This window comes from Streptomyces sp. NPDC086549 (assembly GCF_044746205.1).
GTDB lineage: Bacteria > Actinomycetota > Actinomycetes > Streptomycetales > Streptomycetaceae > Streptomyces.
The window spans coordinates 32,885-51,214 of sequence record NZ_JBIVBS010000021.1 but is presented as its reverse complement, the minus strand read 5'-3'; the positions used below and the strand labels follow the sequence as shown (position 1 = coordinate 51,214).

The 18,330-nt window shown below is 67.4% G+C and carries 19 protein-coding genes, 1 tRNA gene and 4 pseudogenes; 12 read left to right on the top strand and 12 right to left on the bottom strand.

Annotated features, from left to right (window positions below; all coding sequences use genetic code 11):
- Window positions 1-44 precede the first annotated feature (44 nt).
- Together ACIPSA_RS42835 and ACIPSA_RS42830 are read left to right on the top strand one after the other, a co-directional pair.
- Complete coding sequence (locus ACIPSA_RS42835; protein ID WP_402645420.1) at window positions 45-776, top strand: recombinase family protein; 732 nt, start codon at window positions 45-47, stop codon at window positions 774-776.
- Entirely contained in the window at window positions 773-928 is a 156-nt protein-coding gene (locus tag ACIPSA_RS42830; RefSeq protein ID WP_402645417.1) for a hypothetical protein, read from the top strand. Before ACIPSA_RS42835 ends, ACIPSA_RS42830 begins: the two co-directional genes overlap by 4 nt.
- Before the next feature lie 335 nt (window positions 929-1,263).
- Here ACIPSA_RS42830 and ACIPSA_RS42825 read toward each other — a convergent pair whose 3' ends face one another.
- From ACIPSA_RS42825 to ACIPSA_RS42810, 4 genes are all read right to left on the bottom strand, one after another.
- Window positions 1,264-1,704, bottom strand: a complete 441-nt coding sequence (locus ACIPSA_RS42825) for a hypothetical protein (protein WP_402645415.1) — start codon at window positions 1,702-1,704, stop codon at window positions 1,264-1,266.
- Between the two features lie 222 nt (window positions 1,705-1,926).
- Window positions 1,927-2,000 (bottom strand) — tRNA-Met (locus ACIPSA_RS42820).
- Window positions 2,001-2,112: 112 nt separating this feature from the next.
- On the bottom strand, window positions 2,113-2,367 hold the full coding sequence (locus ACIPSA_RS42815; RefSeq protein WP_402645412.1) for a hypothetical protein: 255 nt from the start codon (window positions 2,365-2,367) through the stop codon (window positions 2,113-2,115).
- 136 nt (window positions 2,368-2,503) lie between these two features.
- Complete coding sequence (locus tag ACIPSA_RS42810) at window positions 2,504-2,980, bottom strand: restriction endonuclease (RefSeq protein WP_402645409.1); 477 nt, start codon at window positions 2,978-2,980, stop codon at window positions 2,504-2,506.
- Window positions 2,981-3,424: 444 nt separating this feature from the next.
- Between ACIPSA_RS42810 and ACIPSA_RS42805 the strand changes: the two genes are divergently transcribed.
- The gene (locus ACIPSA_RS42805) at window positions 3,425-3,949 is read left to right on the top strand and encodes a hypothetical protein (RefSeq protein ID WP_402645406.1); all 525 of its coding nucleotides are present in this window, start codon (window positions 3,425-3,427) and stop codon (window positions 3,947-3,949) included.
- Window positions 3,950-3,968: 19 nt separating this feature from the next.
- Here the strand turns inward: ACIPSA_RS42805 and ACIPSA_RS42800 are convergent, their stop codons facing one another.
- Together ACIPSA_RS42800 and ACIPSA_RS42795 are read right to left on the bottom strand one after the other, a co-directional pair.
- Window positions 3,969-4,499 (bottom strand): transposase, encoded by a 531-nt coding sequence (locus tag ACIPSA_RS42800; protein WP_402645620.1) that lies wholly within the window; start codon window positions 4,497-4,499, stop codon window positions 3,969-3,971.
- Window positions 4,496-5,038, bottom strand: coding sequence for a winged helix-turn-helix domain-containing protein (locus ACIPSA_RS42795; protein WP_402645404.1), 543 nt, complete (start codon window positions 5,036-5,038; stop codon window positions 4,496-4,498). Before ACIPSA_RS42795 ends, ACIPSA_RS42800 begins: the two co-directional genes overlap by 4 nt.
- 652 nt (window positions 5,039-5,690) lie before the next feature.
- Here ACIPSA_RS42795 and ACIPSA_RS42790 point away from each other — a divergent pair.
- The 3 genes and pseudogenes from ACIPSA_RS42790 to ACIPSA_RS42780 all read left to right on the top strand — a co-directional run.
- A complete protein-coding gene (locus ACIPSA_RS42790) occupies window positions 5,691-6,047 on the top strand; it encodes a hypothetical protein (protein WP_402645401.1) in 357 nt (118 codons plus the stop codon).
- A gap of 6 nt (window positions 6,048-6,053) precedes the next feature.
- Window positions 6,054-8,660, top strand: coding sequence for an Hsp70 family protein (locus tag ACIPSA_RS42785; RefSeq protein WP_402645398.1), 2,607 nt, complete (start codon window positions 6,054-6,056; stop codon window positions 8,658-8,660).
- Between the two features lie 175 nt (window positions 8,661-8,835).
- Window positions 8,836-9,083: pseudogene (locus tag ACIPSA_RS42780) on the top strand (IS1380 family transposase); the annotation flags it as partial.
- A gap of 291 nt (window positions 9,084-9,374) precedes the next feature.
- Here ACIPSA_RS42780 and ACIPSA_RS42775 read toward each other — a convergent pair.
- Window positions 9,375-9,713: a hypothetical protein gene (locus tag ACIPSA_RS42775; protein ID WP_402645396.1), complete on the bottom strand. Its 339-nt coding sequence runs from the start codon at window positions 9,711-9,713 to the stop codon at window positions 9,375-9,377.
- Between the two features lie 541 nt (window positions 9,714-10,254).
- Here ACIPSA_RS42775 and ACIPSA_RS42770 point away from each other — a divergent pair.
- Complete coding sequence (locus ACIPSA_RS42770) at window positions 10,255-10,377, top strand: hypothetical protein (protein WP_402645394.1); 123 nt, start codon at window positions 10,255-10,257, stop codon at window positions 10,375-10,377.
- Between the two features lie 123 nt (window positions 10,378-10,500).
- Here the strand turns inward: ACIPSA_RS42770 and ACIPSA_RS42765 are convergent, their stop codons facing one another.
- The 4 genes and pseudogenes from ACIPSA_RS42765 to ACIPSA_RS42750 form a co-directional block, all read right to left on the bottom strand.
- Entirely contained in the window at window positions 10,501-10,716 is a 216-nt protein-coding gene (locus ACIPSA_RS42765; RefSeq protein ID WP_402645391.1) for a hypothetical protein, read from the bottom strand.
- Window positions 10,717-10,840: 124 nt separating this feature from the next.
- A pseudogene (locus tag ACIPSA_RS42760) lies at window positions 10,841-11,011 on the bottom strand (helix-turn-helix domain-containing protein); the annotation flags it as partial.
- A gap of 484 nt (window positions 11,012-11,495) precedes the next feature.
- Window positions 11,496-12,032, bottom strand: a complete 537-nt coding sequence (locus ACIPSA_RS42755) for a nuclear transport factor 2 family protein (RefSeq protein ID WP_388637184.1) — start codon at window positions 12,030-12,032, stop codon at window positions 11,496-11,498.
- A 311-nt stretch (window positions 12,033-12,343) separates the two neighbouring features.
- Window positions 12,344-13,621, bottom strand: a complete 1,278-nt coding sequence (locus ACIPSA_RS42750) for an IS701 family transposase (RefSeq protein ID WP_402645388.1) — start codon at window positions 13,619-13,621, stop codon at window positions 12,344-12,346.
- A 132-nt stretch (window positions 13,622-13,753) separates the two neighbouring features.
- Here ACIPSA_RS42750 and ACIPSA_RS42745 point away from each other — a divergent pair.
- Together ACIPSA_RS42745 and ACIPSA_RS42740 are read left to right on the top strand one after the other, a co-directional pair.
- A pseudogene (locus ACIPSA_RS42745) lies at window positions 13,754-14,059 on the top strand (transposase); the annotation flags it as partial.
- Window positions 14,060-14,127: 68 nt separating this feature from the next.
- Window positions 14,128-14,823, top strand: a complete 696-nt coding sequence (locus ACIPSA_RS42740) for an IS110 family transposase (RefSeq protein WP_402645617.1) — start codon at window positions 14,128-14,130, stop codon at window positions 14,821-14,823.
- 135 nt (window positions 14,824-14,958) lie between these two features.
- Here the strand turns inward: ACIPSA_RS42740 and ACIPSA_RS42735 are convergent, their stop codons facing one another.
- Entirely contained in the window at window positions 14,959-15,465 is a 507-nt protein-coding gene (locus tag ACIPSA_RS42735; RefSeq protein WP_402645385.1) for a winged helix-turn-helix transcriptional regulator, read from the bottom strand.
- 108 nt (window positions 15,466-15,573) lie between these two features.
- Between ACIPSA_RS42735 and ACIPSA_RS42730 the strand changes: the two genes are divergently transcribed.
- The 3 genes and pseudogenes from ACIPSA_RS42730 (at window position 15,574) to ACIPSA_RS42720 (ending at window position 18,268) form a co-directional block, all read left to right on the top strand.
- Complete coding sequence (locus tag ACIPSA_RS42730) at window positions 15,574-16,359, top strand: SDR family oxidoreductase (RefSeq protein WP_402645383.1); 786 nt, start codon at window positions 15,574-15,576, stop codon at window positions 16,357-16,359.
- 25 nt (window positions 16,360-16,384) lie between these two features.
- Entirely contained in the window at window positions 16,385-16,744 is a 360-nt protein-coding gene (locus ACIPSA_RS42725) for a nuclear transport factor 2 family protein (protein ID WP_402645380.1), read from the top strand.
- Between the two features lie 351 nt (window positions 16,745-17,095).
- Window positions 17,096-18,268 (top strand): annotated as a pseudogene (locus ACIPSA_RS42720) (IS110 family transposase).
- Window positions 18,269-18,330: the final 62 nt, after the last annotated feature.

Here is an 18,330-nt window from a genome sequence, read left to right as displayed (position 1 = left end):
CGAAGTACCACACCGCCCGCTTCTCCGAGAAGATCAGCACCCGGGTGAAGACGCGGCCGGAGCTTCAGAAGGCGCTGAAGCTGGCGTACGACATCAAGGAGGCCGCCCCCGACCAGGAGGTCATCCTCACCGTCCACGAGCTCAAGCGCCTCGCCCGCAACGCCGCCGAGCTGATGACGCTGTCCGGCCAGCTCCAGGCCGCCGGCGTCCAGCTCGAACTCCTCACCGGCCCGCTCAGCGGCATCTACGACCCCAACGGCATGGGCGCGATGTTCTTCGCCGTCCTGGCCGCCGCCGCCCAGATCGAGCGCAACTACATCCGGGAGAAGGCCCTGGAGGGCCAGGTGACCGCCGCCGCGAAGGGCAACCACGGCGGACTGCCGAAGGTCATCGACGACGACATGCTCACCTTCGCCCGCGCGTTGAAGGACAAGGGCGTCCCCGTCCCGGAGATCGCGAAGAAGCTGACCATCAAGACCGGCAAGAATGCCGGACAGCACCCCTCCGTCGCCTCCGTCTACCGCGCGCTCGCCGAAGCCGAGGAGAACCAGGCACCGGCCGGGCTGGAGATCATCGCCCCGCGCCGCCCGACCCGGGTGGACCTCACCGGGCCCGGCAGAGGCACCGATCCCGAGCTGATGGAACGCCTCCAGCGGCACGTTCTCGGCCCCGCCACCGGCGTGGTGGACACGCTCGTTGAACCGACCGAAGACGGGAGAGGCGACGTCGTGGCGGCGCTGCTGGCGCAGGCACGACACGAAGGGGAGGACACGTGATCCCGCTGCCGCCGCATCGTACGAAGGGGCCGGGCGTGCTCGGCGCGACCCCCGAGCAGCCCGCCGGGCCGTTCGGCCGCTGGCCCGGGCCCGGCGAGGACGAGGACCAGGGCGAGCCCGACGAGGAACATCCGGCCGGAAACCGGCGGTAGGCCGCCCGGCCACCGGGACAAGATCCATCTCAACGGTCGACAGCGGGCGATCGGCCAGAGACTCGGCAGGGCGCATCCAACTTGCGAGGAGGAGCGCGCCTACTGGCTCCCGCGCAGCATAACCTCGCCGCCGACGCGACCGGTCCAGACGCAGCCTGACAGCCAAGACCCGTGCTGCCGTGAATCGTTCGCGGTGTTCCCGCGCTGAAGACTTGAGCAGTTCAGCCCACCGGTCGGCTCCGTCATCGACGGCCGCATCGACGGCCATTCGGTCCGCATCCAGCTCACCGGCGGCCGCCTGTCTGCGGAGCTCAGCAGCCACCGGCCTATCGCGGTCAGCTCCAGGGGTCGGGGATGAGCTGGTCTTCCGTTGAGCGCCCGGGCTGCAGGGTCAGGCGGTGCGCGGTCCCGGCGGCGGGGTCGGCGACGAGCACGTCGGGAACGTCCCTCTCAAGGGACCGCAGGTAGCCGATGGTTCCGAAGGTGCTGGTCCGCGCGGCGAGCCATTCCACGAGTTGGCGGAGCTCATCGAATTCGTCAGGATGCACTTCCTGCCGGGCGGTGAGCGCCCAGCCCCGTTCCCCGCGTTGGATGTCACCGACGAGCGTTCCGCCGATCCGCGCGGCGGGCCCCCGGGCGGAGAGCAAGGGGTAGGCATCCGGGTCGGGGGACTCTTCGTTTTTCTCCCCGAGGTGCCAGCGCAGCAGCGCGACGTCGGCGGCCGGGAGGGAGTCCGGCAGGTCGAGGGTCAGCTGGAGTTCGTGGAAGTCACTCATGACAGCAGGCTATGAGGGCCACCGCTCTGCCCTGAGCGCCGGGGGGCAAGAGGTACGGGCCTGCCGACACGCCCGGCTTGCCCACAGCACCCCACCCGGCGCATCGGACAAGCCTGGTGACTGACCGCCGGGCCGGACCGCGCACCGACCGGCTGCCAGACTGGCCGAAGCGGGCGGAAACGTCGAAGGGCCCGGCAGTAATGCCGGACCCTTCGACTCTCGTAGCGGGAGCAGGATTTGAACCTGCGACCTCTGGGTTATGAGCCCAGCGAGCTACCGAGCTGCTCCACCCCGCGTCGGTAGTTCCACCCTAGGCCACCCCTTCCACACGGGCAGCCGAATTTCATCTGCGCCGGGCAGCCCGCCGCCCCCAGTCAGCCGGCGCTGAGCCGGGTTCAGTTGGGACAGCTACCGAAACATGGAGGACAGGGCCGACTTCTCGTCGGCGGTGGTGGTCAGCTTCCACACCGACTTGATGTGCGTGTAGTCCTTGGCATACGCGCACCAGAACGCGTGGTTGGCGGGCTTCCAGTCAGCCGGGCCACTGTCGGTGGTCGTTGCGCAATGCTCGGCTTTGAACGCCGGCGAACCAAATGTTTCCGGCGCGGATGCACGCGGCCTGGCGCCGCCCCTCCGCAAGCGGCCCCCGTCCAACCCGAACATCTGCGCTCCGGCGGTCTCGGCCTGGTCCGGGTTGAAGGTGCGGCCGGGCCCGCTGCAGCACCACCCACGTCGCCTGCCTGGTGACTGCTCCTTCGCAGCCAGGAACACGTCGCGCCAGCGCGAGGTTGGAAAGCCCTCATCGAGGCAGTTCGAGGGGCTTTCCAAAAGTTGCCCACGTGCGCAACGCACCGCTGTCCACCAGCAAAATGCCGTACCTCGCTGCTGCCGCCTCCGCGTCCTGAGTGAAGCGTGCGTTCGTCACCATGAGCGGATGCGTGGCCTGGTGATCCGGCCGTGCCGTGCCGTTGAACGTCTGCACCTCGGGGGATCCGATCTTGGCGGACGGAGTCTTCCGGAGCTTGCACTGTGCGACGATCCGCTCACCGCGGCCTCCCGTCGCGATGACATCCGCCCCCCTGTCGCCGGCGCCGCCGTGCGCGCGGTGCACCTCGTAACCATCGCGTTCCAGGAGTGAGGCGATGAGCATTTCGAACTCACGGCCGGAGAGATGGCGTATCGCTTCAAGAGAGACGCTGGCGGTGCTTTGGAGGAACTCCTGCCGCCGCTGTTCCTCCTCGGACAACTGCCGCAACTCGTCCCGGTAGCTCTCCAAGCAACGGGAGTAGCGTGCTCGTGCCCGCTTCAACTCCTCAAGCAACTCTCCCAAGGGAGCGGCTTTGGCAGAGGGAAACTGTGTGCGCCGCTCCCTCATCAGCCGGCCGAGGTCCGTGATGACGTCTAGAGATCTTTAAGGGCTGGGGTTACGGCGGTCGGAAGTCGAGTCCGGTCCTGGCCACGAGTCCCTCGCTGAAGCCTGGGCGGTACTGCATGCCGAACCCCCGCTGCCGGTGCAGCGGGGGTTCGGCGTCATGCGTACGTGGTGGCGTGCGAACGCTGACCGGCCCCCAATCTGGGCGGCCGTGGAGGCCGCTGCCGGCTGAATCGCGCAGCGACGGCAACCTTGCCGCCCTGTCGATGGTCCATCGTGTGTATTTGGCATCGTCGACGTGCGAGGGACCTATGAAGCGGATGCTGCAGGTGCTGCGGAAGGCGGAGGTTGCTGCTGACGGCGGTCCTGAAAGCCGATCGGTATCTCGGCATGGGCGAGAGGTACCGGCCTCCGGCGCCCATCGCGGTTCGCGTCGCCAGCCGCCCGCTGCGCTCCGCGGTTGTCCTGGCAGTGCCGCTCGCGGCGCTGGGCGGCATGACCTTCGGGGCATTCACCGATGGGACGCGTTTCTTGCAGGCGGTCTTGTTGGGCGCTGGGCTGATGCTGTTCTTCGCACTGTGCCTGCGGTTGGAGCGTCTGACTCAATTGCACTACGAGCGCGTCGGCTACGACCCCGCCGCCCGTCTGCCCGCGCACCGTCCGCGTCCCGGCGGGCTCGGACGGGCCCTTGCACAGCTGTGTACGAGCTGGGGCGTGCTGTCGGTGGTCTTCTGGAGTGTGGAAAGAGCCAAAGGAGCTCCGGTCAGTTGGCTCTTCAGTGGGGTTTCCATGGGGCTGGTGCTACTGGGCGCAACCGCGGTCGGCTACTTGGTGGAGCGGAAAAGGCAGCGGGCGCGCCCGCCGGGCAGCTAGAGATCGTTAATGGCTGAGGTTACGGCGGTTGGAGGTCGAGCCCGGTCTTGGCGATGAGGCCCTCGACGAGGCGGGGGCGGTACTGCATCCGTTTCAGCCGCGTCTTCACCAACGCGGTGAGCTGGTCGAGGCTGTGTTTGGTGAGGTTGGCCAGCGACCGCTTCAGGTGCGACCACACGCCCTCGACGGGGTTGAGCTCGGGAGCGTACGGCGGCAGCTGGTAGACGGTCAGCCATAATCGGGCGGCGATCAGCTCACGCATGGTGCGGCTGACGTGCGTGTTCAAGTTGTCCCAGACCAAAACGATGGGGCCGCCGAGCTGCTGGTGCGCGGCATCCAACAGGCGGACGTAGCCGGTCTCGGTGAAGCCCTTGCGACGGCCCTTGGCGGGACCGCGGTCGAGGTGGATGCGGTAGATCAGCCGTGATCTACGTCCGGCCTTGGTGCAGATCAGCGCCGCCATCGAGACACGTTTGGTGCCCGCGGCGGTGACCCGCACCACCGGGGTGTGGCCTCGGCGGCCCCAGGTGCGGCCCTTGGGCGGCCTCAGACCCTGGCCGGCTTCGTCCTCGAAGCAGAGCCAGGCGCCCAAGTCCGCCGCCCTCTTTTTATGACGGGCCACTGCTCGTCCTTCCAGGCGGCGATCTTCGCCTCGTTGCGCTCGGTGGCCTTGCGGGACGGGACCTGCACGCTCCAGCCGATGCGATGCAGCAACAGGTCCAGCCCAGCCAGGGTGTACTCGACGCCGAACCGGCGGCGCACGATCTCTGCGATCCGGGCCAGCGTCCAGCACTGGTCACTCCAGCCGGAGGCGGCCGGGCCGGCATCCAACACCGTCTCCATAACCCGGAGTTGTGTCGGGTCGAGCTTGCAGCGGGCGCCGCCGACGCCCTTGGAGGCAAGGGCCTGCCGACCCCCTGAAGCCAACGCCCGCCGCCAGCGATTCGCCGACATCCGGGTCACCCTGAACCGCCGGGCCACCTCCCGGTCACTGGTTCCCGCCTCGATCAGGTCAGCGGCGGCGAGCCGGACTTGCTCACGCCGAGCCCGGTCCTCGGCCGTCAGTCCACCGCCATCGGGATACCTCATCCTCCCGGCATAGCGCAGCCCACGGCAGCCGTCACGACCCGCCGCAACCCGCACCGTTAAAGACCTCTAGACTCTGTCCGATCGGATCTTACTCAGGAGATTGCTCGTCAAGCAGGCGTGCTCTCTACGAGGTTGTCGGCACTGCCTCAGCCGCGACGCGGACGTCGCGGTAATGGCAGGTCGTCAGGATGATGCACCAGGAATCTCTGTTCCCCGAGCCGTGTGGCCGTCATGGCGCTTGCGTTGGGCAGGAAGAGTTCCTCGCGGACCGCATGTCGGCTACGACCGCGGCTTGACTTGGCCATTGGGAAGCCGCTGCTGGGCGCCGTATGGCACGTCGGCGCTGAGCGACTCTGTCGGCAGTCTTGGGGGTCCGCCGCAGACATCAAGACCAGCTGGACAAGGTGACAGCACACGTTTGCGCCCAGATGATCTACGGCATCGTCCCCGGCGGGAAGCTCACCCTGCACCATCCGGACATGCCGGACGTGCACAGGACCCCGGACCGCAAGATGCAGAGCCTGCGCCTGCGTAAAACTTTGACCATCGGATCCTTCCGGACCAGTCCCCCCACCAGGCCCGGCGTCGCTAGAGTTCCTTCGACACGTGGGTGAACGGGGGTGGCGTCATAGAGGTCAGGACGATACCGGTCGTGCTCGTACTCGACACCGGAGACGACGACGCAGAGTATGCCGAGGAACAACTCCAGTATCTGATCGCCGAGTTAAGTGAGCTGGACCTTGACAGCATCAACCGCGTGACACAGGGCCCGCCGCCTCCTGGCAGCCGCTCCACGGAAGCCGTCCAACTGGGCGCCCTCCTCCTCGGCCTGGGCGGCAGCGGCGCCCTGCTCCCGGTGCTCGCCGCCCTCGTCCAGGACTGGCTGAACCGCCGCCGCACGGGCAGCGTCCGCCTCAAGATCGGCGAGGACGAGATCGAGCTGACTGGCACGAGCGACGAGGTGCAACAGCGCGCCCTGGAGGAGTTCCTCCGCCGCCACGGGGAGTGACCCGCCGTGGCGAGCCGCGCCCTGATCATCGCCAACAGCACATACGACGACGACCACTTCGCCACACTCCCGGCGGCCATTGCGGACGCCGCCGCCCTCGCGGAGGTGCTCGGCGCCCCCAACATCGGCGGCTTTGAGGTCGAGACTCTCGTCGACGCACCCCTTCGCCCCGCGATGCGCGCCCTGGAGTCCTTCTTCACCAATGCCGCCCGCGACGACCTGCTCGTGCTCCATCTCTCCCTGCACGGCTGGAAGGACACCAGGGGCCGCCTGCACTTCGTCATGCGGGATACCGAGCTCGACTACCTCCGCTCAACCGCCGTCCCCGCGGAGGTCCTCGGCGATTGGATGGGCGCGAGCCGCTCCCGCCGTATCGTCGTCCTCCTGGACTGCTGCTACAGCGGCGCTTTCCCCATGAACGCCCTGCGCCGGGACGCCGGCCCGCCCACCGTCGACGTGGCCGAGCCGTTCGCGGGCAACGGCCGAGTGGTCCTGACGGCTTCCACGGCTCTCCAGTACGCCTACGAGGGCGAACACGACGTCCGCCACAGCCGCGCCCCGGCCCAGCCGTCCGTGTTCACCTCGGCGGTGGTCAGCGGCCTCCGCGACGGCTCCGCGGACCTGGACGGTGATGGCTTCGTCTCCGTCGAGGAGCTCTACGAATACGTCCACGAGCAGGTCCGCAACCGCATCGCTGGCCAGACCCCCACCATCAGCGTGGACAGCGCCCAGGGCACGATCTACCTCGCCCGCAGCCCCCGCCACGCGGACGTGGACCGCCTGTCCGAGATGCGCGCGGCCACCTTGGACCCCCAGCCGTGGAAACGCATCGGCTCCCTCCACCTCGTCGAACAACTCCTCGGCAGCGTCCGCGAACCCACCCGCGACGCCGCCCGCGCCTCCCTCCTCGGCCTGATCGCCGACGCCGACCGCGAAGTGGCCCGCAGAGCACGACAGTTGTGGCACGACCGAGGCCTCGGCGAAATCCCCACGGCCCGCGCCCCCCGCCCCGCCACACCCCGCCCACCTGCCACGACTTCCACCTCCGGCAACGGCTACGGTCCGGTGGTGGGCATCGATTTCGGTACGACGAACTCGGCGATCGCGCTGTTCGAGGGCGAGGACGTCCGTTTGATCCCGAACGCGGAGGGCGCCCTGACCACTCCCAGCCTGGTGGCGATCACCGAATTGGGCGACATCCTGGTGGGCGCCCCTGCCAAACGCCAGGCGATCACCAACCCCGACTACACGATCCGCTCGGCGAAGCTGAAGCTCGGCACGGACTGGAGCATCACGCGGGGCACGGTTCGCCTGACGGCGGAGGACGTGGCGGAACACATCCTGCGGAGGCTGCGGGAGGATGTGGAGGCCTATGCCGGGGGGCCGTTGTACAGGGCTGTTCTTACGGTTCCCGCGAACTTCGACCTGGACCAGCGGGCAGCCTTGGTGGAGGCCGCTGACCGAGCTGGGATCCATGCCTGGCGGGTCATTAACGAGCCAACGGCGGCCGCCATGACGTACGGCATGGGGCACAACGGGGACGACTGGGTGACCGTCCTCATCTTCGACCTGGGCGGCGGCACCCTGGACGTCTCACTCATCGAAGTGACCGATGGGGTCGTCGAGGTGAAGGCGACCGCGGGCGACAACCACCTCGGCGGCGACGACTGGGACCGGCGCATCGTCCAGCATCTCATGCGCCGTGTGTGGGACTTGCACGGAGTTGGCCTCGGCCAGAACGTCGAGGCGATGCAGCGACTCCAAGCGGCGGCGGAAGCGGCGAAGATCGAACTGTCGTCGGCGAGCACCACGACCGTCACGCTGCCCTACCTCACGGCTTCGGGCGGCGCCCCGGTGCACCTCGAAGAGACCTTGACCCGCCGAGAGTTCGAGTCGATGACGCAGGATCTTCTGGAACGCTGCCACGGGCCGGTGGAACAGGCCCTCCGCGACGCCGGCATCCAGCAGTCCGACCTGAACCAGGTGATCCTGACCGGCGGCGCCACTCGGATGCCCGCCATCGGCGAGCTGATGAGCAGGATCATGAACGGCAGACGTCCCTATCGCGGCCTGATCCCGGAGGGGATCGTCACTGGAGCTACCCTCCAGAGCGGCGTCCTCGCCGGAGTAGTGAAGGACACGCTTCTCCTCGACGTCTGCTCGGCCTCGCTCGGCCTGGAGACCTCCGACGGAGCGATGACGAAGGTGATCGAGCGGAACACCACCATTCCGACGCGGCGCAGCGAGGTCTTCGTCACCATGGCGGCGAACCAGACGACGGTGGTCCTGCACATCCTCGAAGGCGAGCGGGAGCAGGCCGCGGAGAACCGATCACTCGCCGTCCTCGAACTGACCGATCTGCCACGCCACCCGAAGGGCACCCCACTGCTCGAAGTAACCTTCGACATCGACGCCAACGGGATCCTGCACATCGAAGCCACCGAACTCCAGGTCCCCGACTCGGCGGCAGCATTCACCAACCGCACGTGCTCGACCACGGTGAACCGCACCACCGCCGCCCAAGCTGCCGCCCTCGTCGGCTCGCCCCGCTGGCAATCTCTTCGCAACCTCGTCCCTGGAGGCCAGGTACCGTCCGAGCCCCCCGAAGCCTGAAACCCGCCGCAGCGTCACCTACCCAAACAGCCAGGTCACCGGAACTGGGCTAACCTTGCGCTTTCACGAGGTGGGCTGTCTGACGCTTGATCAAAAATGCGAGGAGCACATCTGACCTGGGACGATGTGACTTGTCTAGGGTCCTGTTCGTCGTCAGGAAACCTGCACTCCTCAGATGGAGAAGTCTACCGGGTCGTACCCACGTGTCCGTGTCGAGGGCGGTGGCCGTGGAGCGGTCTCGCAGGCCGGAGCCGTGTTGTTGGTGGAGACGGTCCGCAAGAGCGGCCTGGATACGGCGGCGTTGGCGCCGTGGCGCAAGGCGCCGGGGGCCGTGATCCGGGCAAGGTCCTGCTCGATGTGGCGCTCGCGGTGGCGCTGGGCGAGGACTGCCTGTCCGATGCCGCCATGCTGCGGGCCGAGCCGACGAATTGGCTGCGGAGCGCCAGTCAGGACAGGGATCGTACTGCGAATGGGTGGTTTCCATAGGCTGACTGACCCTTGTCACTGTGCGCACGAGCAAGCAAAGAGAGATCCCGGTGTTTCTGCGCGGACGTTCGAGGGCTGCCCGCCCGAGTCCGCGGGTAGGCCTGCGGCAACGCCGGTCCTAGATGGATGGCCGTCGCCCCGGCGTCCGCGAGGACACCGGGGAACAGAACCCGGCGTACAGCCCGACTCGTCTGCCCCCACCCGCGGCTCCGCCTCGAAGCGTCGGAATCACTGGTTGCCGGAGTCGTCGGGGCACACTACTTCGGCGGACACATGATCGGTACTCTTGCCGGAACTAAGATCCTTTCCCGCTGCGGACACCGAACTCTCGCATTCAAGTGTGGGCCTTACTGTTGCAGTAAAACTGACCAATCCGTTCTGTTTCACGTCCACCGCCCCCTGCGCCAAGGTCCTTCCCCCTGCCGTGAACACAAAATGAGCCTTTCCGCCCGGGGTGAAGTCCTCACCATCAACTATGAGTGAAGTGACAGGATGACGGTGGGGGATTTCGACGGGGAGATCGTTGACGGCATGGACGCCTCTGATCCGAGGGGTGGGTTGGGTCATGTTGCGATCCTCTGCGTCGGCTCACGTCTCCATGACCTGAGTGATGGAACCTTCGTTTCCAATGTGTGGCAAGTCCGGTATCACTGCAACCTGGGCGTAGGCACCTTCTGGTTCCGCTGACCGGAGGCCCAGTGACAGAGCCTCAGGACTCGGACACCGGGGAACTCGCCACTCGCCGACTGCGTGATTCGGAGGAACGTCACGGCCGAACCCGGGAGCACGGCACCCACTCGCGGACGGGCCCGTCCGCCGCGTTGCCGAACCTGTGCGCGAGACAGTCACACGCAGGAGACGGCGCGTTGGACTCCACGGAAGCGAACGCGACAGACTACGACAACAGGGCCTCCTGGTACTGCTCGGTTGGGATCGCAACCCCGAGCTACCAAGAGGCCCTGCTGCTATGCCCCGACCACCGGGAGATCACCCGAACAGGAACACTGTTCGACTGATCAAGCTTGTAGAGCGGTAAGCGGATGGCGTCTCAGCCCAGGGTGGGGAATTACGTGACGCTGATCATGAAGATCCTGGGGAATTGAATTGCATGACCGCAGACACCTACCACGTCATTTTCCACTGGAACCGGCTCGGCCTGTCCATCGGCACACAAAGCGCGCTCGCGCACGCCGCACGCACAGCGATTTTCGATCCGCCCGTATGGGGCTGACGTGATGCCTCCATGCGCCACCGCGTCTCCCAGAGTGACCATGGCCTCGCACGAAAGGCGGGATGCTCTCGCCGCACGGACCGATACCCGAACCGTTGCCGCCGCTGACTTGTGTGGGTCCCTTCAGCGCTCCCACACGTCGGGCCCGCCACCGCGCCATTCGATGAGCGCGGACCGGACGACGTCCATCTCGTCCCAGTCCTGCAGCCCAGCCTCCTGAAGGAACGCCGCGACATCCAGCAGCCCATAAGCCATGCCAACGAAGTGGTCGCCGACCCGGACACGCCGGCCGCCATCCTCGGCGGGCGGGTACACGACAACGAGATGGTCGCTGGCCATAGTGTCAGCGTCCCGCTGAGCCGGGTGGGGTGCACGGTGTGCTGCGCCAGCCGCGTGGCGGCCGTAGGCGGGCAGGTCCGCTACCAATGAGGCTGCGCCATCCTGAAGTGGCTGGTCAGCAGGGGTCGTGCAGCCCCTGCTCGCCTTCCGACCGCCAGCGGCGGAGCCACTTGTGGGCCGTGGCCCGCGAGATGCCCATTTCGGCCGCCACATGGGCGACGGGCCGACCGGAACGGACACGCTCAGCCAGAAGCCGTCTGCCGTGAACGGTCAGCCGGGCATTACGGTGGGGCACGAAGACCTCCGTGCGGTGTGTTCCTAGACAGCTCCACCACACCGGAGGTCTTCACCATGATCAAGCACCGTGACTGTCAACAACGCTCGTGATCAATACACCTAGGGCGTGTCCCTAGTCGTGATCAAGATGCGGGACGCCTCTTCCGGCGGCCGTTTGCCAACTGGTAGATGTCCAGCGTGGCGCATGAGGAACTCACGTATAGCGAGTGGGAGTTGGGGGCCGCCGAAAGGGACGAAAGGCGCAGACCGAGGACGAGGCGGACGAGTCCGACCCGCGTAGACGAGAGCGGCGGCGGATCCGGCGCAGGCGCCGGGTCCGCCTGAGGCCGCCCGGCTCGGGCGTTCGTGCGGCGGGCTGACCAGCAAGGTCCACCTGATCCGCAGGACCCTACGACGTACCTCCAAGCAGCACCACGCGGCTGACATGTCGGCGCTGAAGGCTTTCTACACGGCTGCGGCCATCCCGCCGCTCCGGCCAGACCTCACGGCAAGCGGTTGCCCCTGTCTACCAGCTGATTGAGGGGGCCGTCTGTCAGGGTCGCACGCTGGTCCGTCACGACGGGCAGCCGTGACAGCGCCGCGGGCTCGATGAGTTGCGTTTGGCTGAGGACCGATGCCTGGTCCCAGTAGATGTGCTCGCTCGAGATCAAGGAGCCCTCGAAAGTCACGATGGCGATCACGGCGATGCTGACGGGGCGCCCAGTCGGGGCCACCCCCGGAAGGATCCAGGGCACCTGGCTGTCATGGGTGAACGAGATCAGCATTTCATCGACGATGCGGTCGCGTCCCGTGGTGCGGCTCAGCGATGTGATCGTGAAGTCCTGCGGATTGTGTCCTACGAACCAGCGGGCGTAGAAGTCCCGGACGGCCGGCCTGCCGCGGGCGCCCATGGCTGTGGGCACATGGAGCACCTCAGGTGAGTCCGTCATCGTGGCCATGGTCGCATCGACATCGAGCGTGACGAATTCGTTGCTGGTATGGAGCTCCCAGATGCGCTCCAGGTCCTGGGCGGTGGTCATGAGCAACCTCCTCGAGGTCAGACAGTTGGCCGCACCGATCTTTTACCGCGCCGACGCGCGCCTGGCTGAAACACGCCGAGCGGGACCAACCATGTTGAGCGGATCGCCCGACGCGAGCCGCGCCCACCTCGCCCGGCTGGCGCCCTTGCGGTCACGGCCGAGGTCTGGCTCCGCCGACTTAACCCCACGGCGGCCGCCCCAGGGCTCTACCGCCAGCCGCCTAGTAGGACTCCATTAGGTCTCTCTTGATCTTGGTGTGATTCTGCTGGGCAGCGGTCGGCGGCAGGTGGTGCAGATGCCGGTCCAGCAGTTCAGCAGGTCCTGGAGGGCGTCGAGGATCTGGTAGAGGGTGAGTCCGTTGTGTCGACTTTTGGGGCCAGCCGCTGCTCGGTGAGGAAGGCATGGGCGGCGGTGACCAGGGTGGAGTGGTGGTGCCAGCCGTTCCAGGAACGGCCTTCGAAGTGGTCTAAGCCCAGGCCGTGCTTGAGTTCGCGGTAGTCGTGCTCGATGCGCCAGCGGATCTTCGCCAGCCGGACCAGGTCGGCGACCGGGGTGTCGTCGGGCAGGTCGGACAGCCAGAACCGGGTCGGTTCGTCCTCACCGTCGGGCCATTCGGCCAGGAGTCGCACCTCGGGCAGGACGCCGTCCCACCAGCCGTGCCCGGCCACCGCGGCTGCCTGGGCCAGCCGGCGCGAGCGCACCCCAGCAGGCCGGACCCGCACTGTGAGGAAGCGGGAGGTCATCGGCCCGCGGGAGCCTTCCCGCCAGGTCACCTCCCCGAAGGCTTCCCGTCCAGGGGCAGCGGCCAGTTCCGCCGCCGTCACCGGTGGCTGCCGGTAGCGGGGCACCGGCCGCCGGCCATTGCCGGACCAGGCAGGGGCGGCGGGCACCGCCTCATGCGGCTGGACGGTGATGTCGTGGCGGATGCCGACCACGTACGCATGTCCCCGCGCGGCCAGGCCGGCGCGGAAGTCGGCGTTCTGGCCGTAGCCGGCATCCGAGACCACGACCGGCGGCACAAGGCGCCATGTGGCCAGTTCATCCAGGGCGTCCAGCGCCAGCCGCCACTTCTCCCGGTGCCCGACGTCCTTGGGCACGCCGGTCCGCCTTCGCCGGACGGTGTCATCCGCCCACTCCTGGGGCAGGAACAGCCGCCAGTTCAGCGGGCTTGAGGCAGCGTCGGAGACTGCGTGCACGCTGACTGCGACCTGGCAGTTCGCCTGCTTGCCCAGCGCACCGCAGTACTGGGGAGCAACCCCGACCGACATCCTGCCGTCCTTGGGGAACGACACGTCGTCGACCGCCCAGGCGTCCGGGCCGATCAACGGCACCATCCGTTCAGCGATCCGCCGCCGCACCGGCACCGGATCCCACGTGGACTGGTTCACGAACTGCTGCAGGTTCTGCTCGTTGCCGTCCGGCAGCCGCGCGGCCATGGCCTGGATGGACTTGCGGCGACCATCCATCATCAGTCCCCGCAGATAGCAGTCGCTCTTGGCCCGCTGGTCCTTGCGCGGCACCGAGGCGAACACATCCGCCACGAATAACGCCAACGTCGCCCGAACACGATTGACTTCATGTGCGTCCACCCATTCAGAATGCCCCTGAACAAGGTCGACACACAGACCTAACGGAGTCCTACTAGTGCTCGATTCCGCTTTCGGTGGGTATAGCTGCTGGTAGCGGGGTGGTTGCGTGTGTTCGGGGGCGGGTGCTGGGGCATGGTGCTGAGGGCACGGCCGGGCCGTGACGAGGGCGAGCAAGCGGTGGTCCACCGCCTGGCGTCGGCCAGAAAGGCGTCGAAGGTTCTGGTGGAGCGGTGCCGGATGGTGGAACTGAGCTGGGACGGCTGGCTGGTCCCGCAGATCGCCGACGAGCTGCGGTGCAGTCAGAAGACGGTGCGCCGCTGGCTGCACCGCTTCAACCGCTCGGGGCTTGAGGGTCTGGAGGATCTGGGCGGGCAGGGCCGCAAGCAAAGGATCACCGAGGCCGAACGCTCCCGGATCATTGGCCTGGTCAAGCAGATCCCGCCCGGCCGGCTCGAGCTGCAGCCGTCGAATGTCAATCCCCCACGGTACGAGGGGAGGCACACCTCATTGCCGGGGAGCGTGATCCCGGTCGCCTGGCCGACCTTGCGGTCGGCCGGGCCCGCAACAAGATCCCCGCCCTCATCGAGGCACTGGACGGCGAGTTCACCGACCACCACGCGTTCATGGTCCGGCACTACCTGGACGAGATCGACCGCTGGAAGCGGGTCATTGCCGGCTTCGATGCCAGGATCGCCCGGATGTTGGCCGACCGCGAGCAGGACCTGGCGAGTCTCGTTACTATCCCCGGCATCGGCCGACTGGGAGCTGAGATCATCATCGCCGAGACAGGCGGCGACATGACCCAGTTCGCTTCCGCCCACCACCTGGCCTCCTGGATCGGAGTCTGCCCGGGCCAGAACGAGTCGGCCGGGGTGAGCCGGTCCGGCCGCACCCGCCCCGGGAACAGCAACCTCAAACGGCTGCTCGGAATCGCCGCCATGGTCGCGATCAGGAACAAGAACTCCTACCTCGGCGTCTTCTTCCGACGCCTGGCCGCCCGACGCGGCGGCAAACGGGCCCTGGTCGCCGTGATGCACAAACTCGCCATCGCTATCTGGCACGTCCTGCACGACAAGACCCACTACCGGGAACTCGGCGCCGACCACTTCACCCGACGAGATCCCGAACGGGCCATGCGCCGCATGCTCAAGGAAGCCAACAGCCTGGGCCTGACCATCCGCTTCGAACCCATCACGGCCTGACCGACGTACTCACCCACGAGTCATTTTCGTGTCAGTCCCGCGTGATGCTGCCGGCGATCCGGTGTTGTCTGGTCGATCAGGTACGAGGTGCGTCCGGCACTGCACACGGCTGTTCGGCGCTGGCTTGGGGCGGCCCTACGCCTCCGCGGGGGTGGTCGGTCGTGTCGCATATCGGTCGCGCATGGCGTCGCTGGCTGCGGGACCTGCGGTGAAGACGTAGGTGTCGCTGTCGTCGAGTCGGCGGCCGGTCTTGGCGTCGACGACGACGGGCTCGACTTCCTCGCCGCTGTGCGCATCGATGAGGATCATGCTGCGTTCGGCCGGCGTGAGGCGGGAGTTACCCCACGCGGCCAGGGCGACGATCACCGGCCGGAGGGAGTGCCCGAGTTCGGTGAGGACGTACTCGTGGCGTACGGGGTTGGTCTGGTAGGGCCGGCGCTCCAGCAGTCCGTCGGCGACGAGGGTTTTCAGCCGGGTGGTGAGCATGCTGGAGGAGATGCCCAGGCTCTCCTGGAACTGGTCGAAGCGCGTGTAGCCGTCAAAGGCGTCGTGGAGGATCAGCAGCGTCCACCACTCGCCTACGTGTTCCACCGTCGTGGACAGTGGGCACTCCCGGTCCTCCAGCCTGATCCGGCTTGCCATGGTGGCCATCCCCTCAGTTACTGCTAAAGTCGAAGTTAGTAGCTTCTATTTTAGCAGTAATGACGGGAGCGGCGCCTTCTGCGCCCGATCCCGGGAACGGAACACACCGTGACCACATCCATCAGCGAATCCCTCGAAGGCCGACGCGCTCTGGTCACCGGCGGTACCAAGGGCACGGGAGCCGCCATCGCCCGACGTCTCGCCCAGGCCGGCGCGACCGTGCTGGTAACGGCCCGCAACCGCCCCGACGACGTCGAGGAGAAGACGTTCATCACCGCCGACCTGTCCAGCGCCCAGGGCGCCTCTCACGTGGCCGCCGAGGTGGACGCCCGCGTGGGCGGCGTCGACATCCTGGTCAACACCCTCGGCGGGTCCGAGGCGCCGGCCGGAGGGTTCGCCGCGCTCGGCGAGGACGACTGGGCCAGGGAGCTGAACACGAACCTGCTGGCCGCCGTCCGCCTGGACCGCGCACTCCTGCCGCACATGATCGCCACAGGTAAGGGCGTGATCGTGCATGTCACCTCGATCCAGCGCCGCATGCCGCTGTGGAACGGAACCCTGGCCTACGCTGCCGCCAAGGCCGCCCTGACCACCTACAGCAAGGGCCTGGCCAACGAGGTCGCCCCGCACGGCGTCCGCGTCAATACCGTTTCGCCCGGTTTTGTGCAGACCTCGGCCGCAGAAAACCTCGTCGCCCGGATCGCCCACGACGCAGACATCACGCAGGAAGCGGCGCTGGGCCGGCTCATGGACTCCCTGGGCGGCATCCCGCTGGGCCGTCCCAACCGACCCGAGGAAGTCGCCGAGCTCGTCGCCTTCCTCGTCTCCGACCGCGCCTCGGCCATCGTCGGCGCCGAACACGTCATCGACGGCGGCACCACCCCCACCGTCTGAACCCGCCACCACCCCAAGGAGCGTCATGCACGACAACCAGCCCCGAACCAGCACCCCGGACACCCTGCCCGAGGTGATCACCCGCTACCTGACAGCGCACCGCGCCCACGACACCGCAACCGCAATCACGGCGTTCACCCGCGAAGCCACAGTGATCGACGATGGCAACACCTACGAGGGCATCGAGGCGATCGGGAAGTGGCTCAACCGATCGGCCACCGAATTCACCTACACCATCCACCTCACCGGCGCCCAGCAGACCGACGCAACCCGCTACATCGCCACCCACCACCTCGAAGGCAACTTCCCTGGCGGGACCATCGATCTGCGTTACCAGTTCACACTCCGCGACGGCCTCATCGAACGCCTCGTCATCGAACCCTGAGTCCCTGCCGGCGCCACCCGTTGCCGCCTCAGGCGAAAAGCCCCGCTCGCCCCGTAATCTCGGTGACTCACCTTCCTGCCAGGTCAGGCCGCCGATCGCTGGGGCCGTCCGCCCCAGCGGATGCCCTACTTTCTTGGTCCTGGGTTCGAACTGGTCATTCGTAGGATCAGCTGGACCCAGGGGCTCTGGGTATGGCTGTCAGCGGACCGCCGTGAGATGGCTGGAAAGGCTTGGCCGCCCGGAGCCCCGCGACGACTCGACCGCCAATTGGGAGATGCGACTCGATCGCTGTGTAGGGCAACGTCGGCGAGGTCGTCTGCTGGGCGTACGTGGTGCGACGAGCTGGCGGACGTGGCTGTGCCCCGGATATGGGCCGGAGTGGACATCGGTAAGGAACATCACCACTGCGTGTTGATCAACGCGGACGGTGAACGGCCGCTGTCCCGCCGGGTCCTGAACGACGAGACGGCCCTGCTGGAACTGATCGTGGACGTCCTGGCCCTCGACACCGACGTGCTCTGGGCCGTCGACCTCAACCCGGCGGAGCCGCCCTGCTGATCGGGCTGCTGCTCAACCACGACCTGCCCATGGCCTACATCGCCGGCCTGCCGTGCACCACGCCTCGGCTTCCTACCGGGGCGAGAGCAAGACGAACGCCAAGAATGCCTTTGTCATCGCCGACCAGGCACGCATGCGCCGAGACCTTGGCCTGCTGCGGCCTGGTGACGAGATCGCCGTGGACCTGCGGACCCTGACGACCCGCCGCACCGACCTGGTCTGCGATCGCACCCGTCAGATCAATCGGCTGAGCACTCAACTGCTTGATAGCGTGAGCTAGAGCTGACCAATAAGGGCCCCGTCGTCCTGCTGACGGGCTACCAGACCCAAGCGGCGATCCGCCGCAGCGGCGCCAAGCGCATCGAGACCTGGCTGCGCAACTGCAAGGTCCGCAGTGCCGCCGCACTCGCCAGGACGGCGGTGGAGGCCGCCGAGGCCCAGTACACCGCGCTGCCCGGCGAGAAGTTGGCCGCCGCCATGGTGGTCCGCCTCGCAAAGGGGGTGATGGCCCTCGATGAGGAGATCGCGGAACTCGACGCCCTGATCGAGGCCCGGTTTCGCGAACACCCGCACGCCGAGGTAATCCTCAGCCTGCCCGGCATGGGCAAGCAGATGGGAGCTCTGTTCATCGCCGCCACCGGCGGCGACATGGATGCTTTCGGCAGCGCCGACCGGCTCGCAGGCTATGCCGGCCTGGCACCAGCGTCGCGCGACTCCGGACGGGTCAGAGGCAACCTCCGCAGGCCTCGCCGGTTCCACCGCGGTCTGCCCAATGTGATGTATCTCTCCGCGCTGTCGAGACTGAAGAACTGTCCGGCCTCGAAGGCGTACTACTCGCGCAAACGCGCCGAAGGCAAGGGACATAAGCAGGCGCTGCTGGCGCTCGCCCGCCGCCGCGTCAACGTTCTGTGGGCCATGATTCGCGACGAAGCTTGCTACCAAGCCACACCACCTGTCGCGGCTTGACATCAGCATTGGGAAGCCTTTCTCGCTGCGGATGCGGGCGCGTTCCTTGCGTTCGGCGGCCA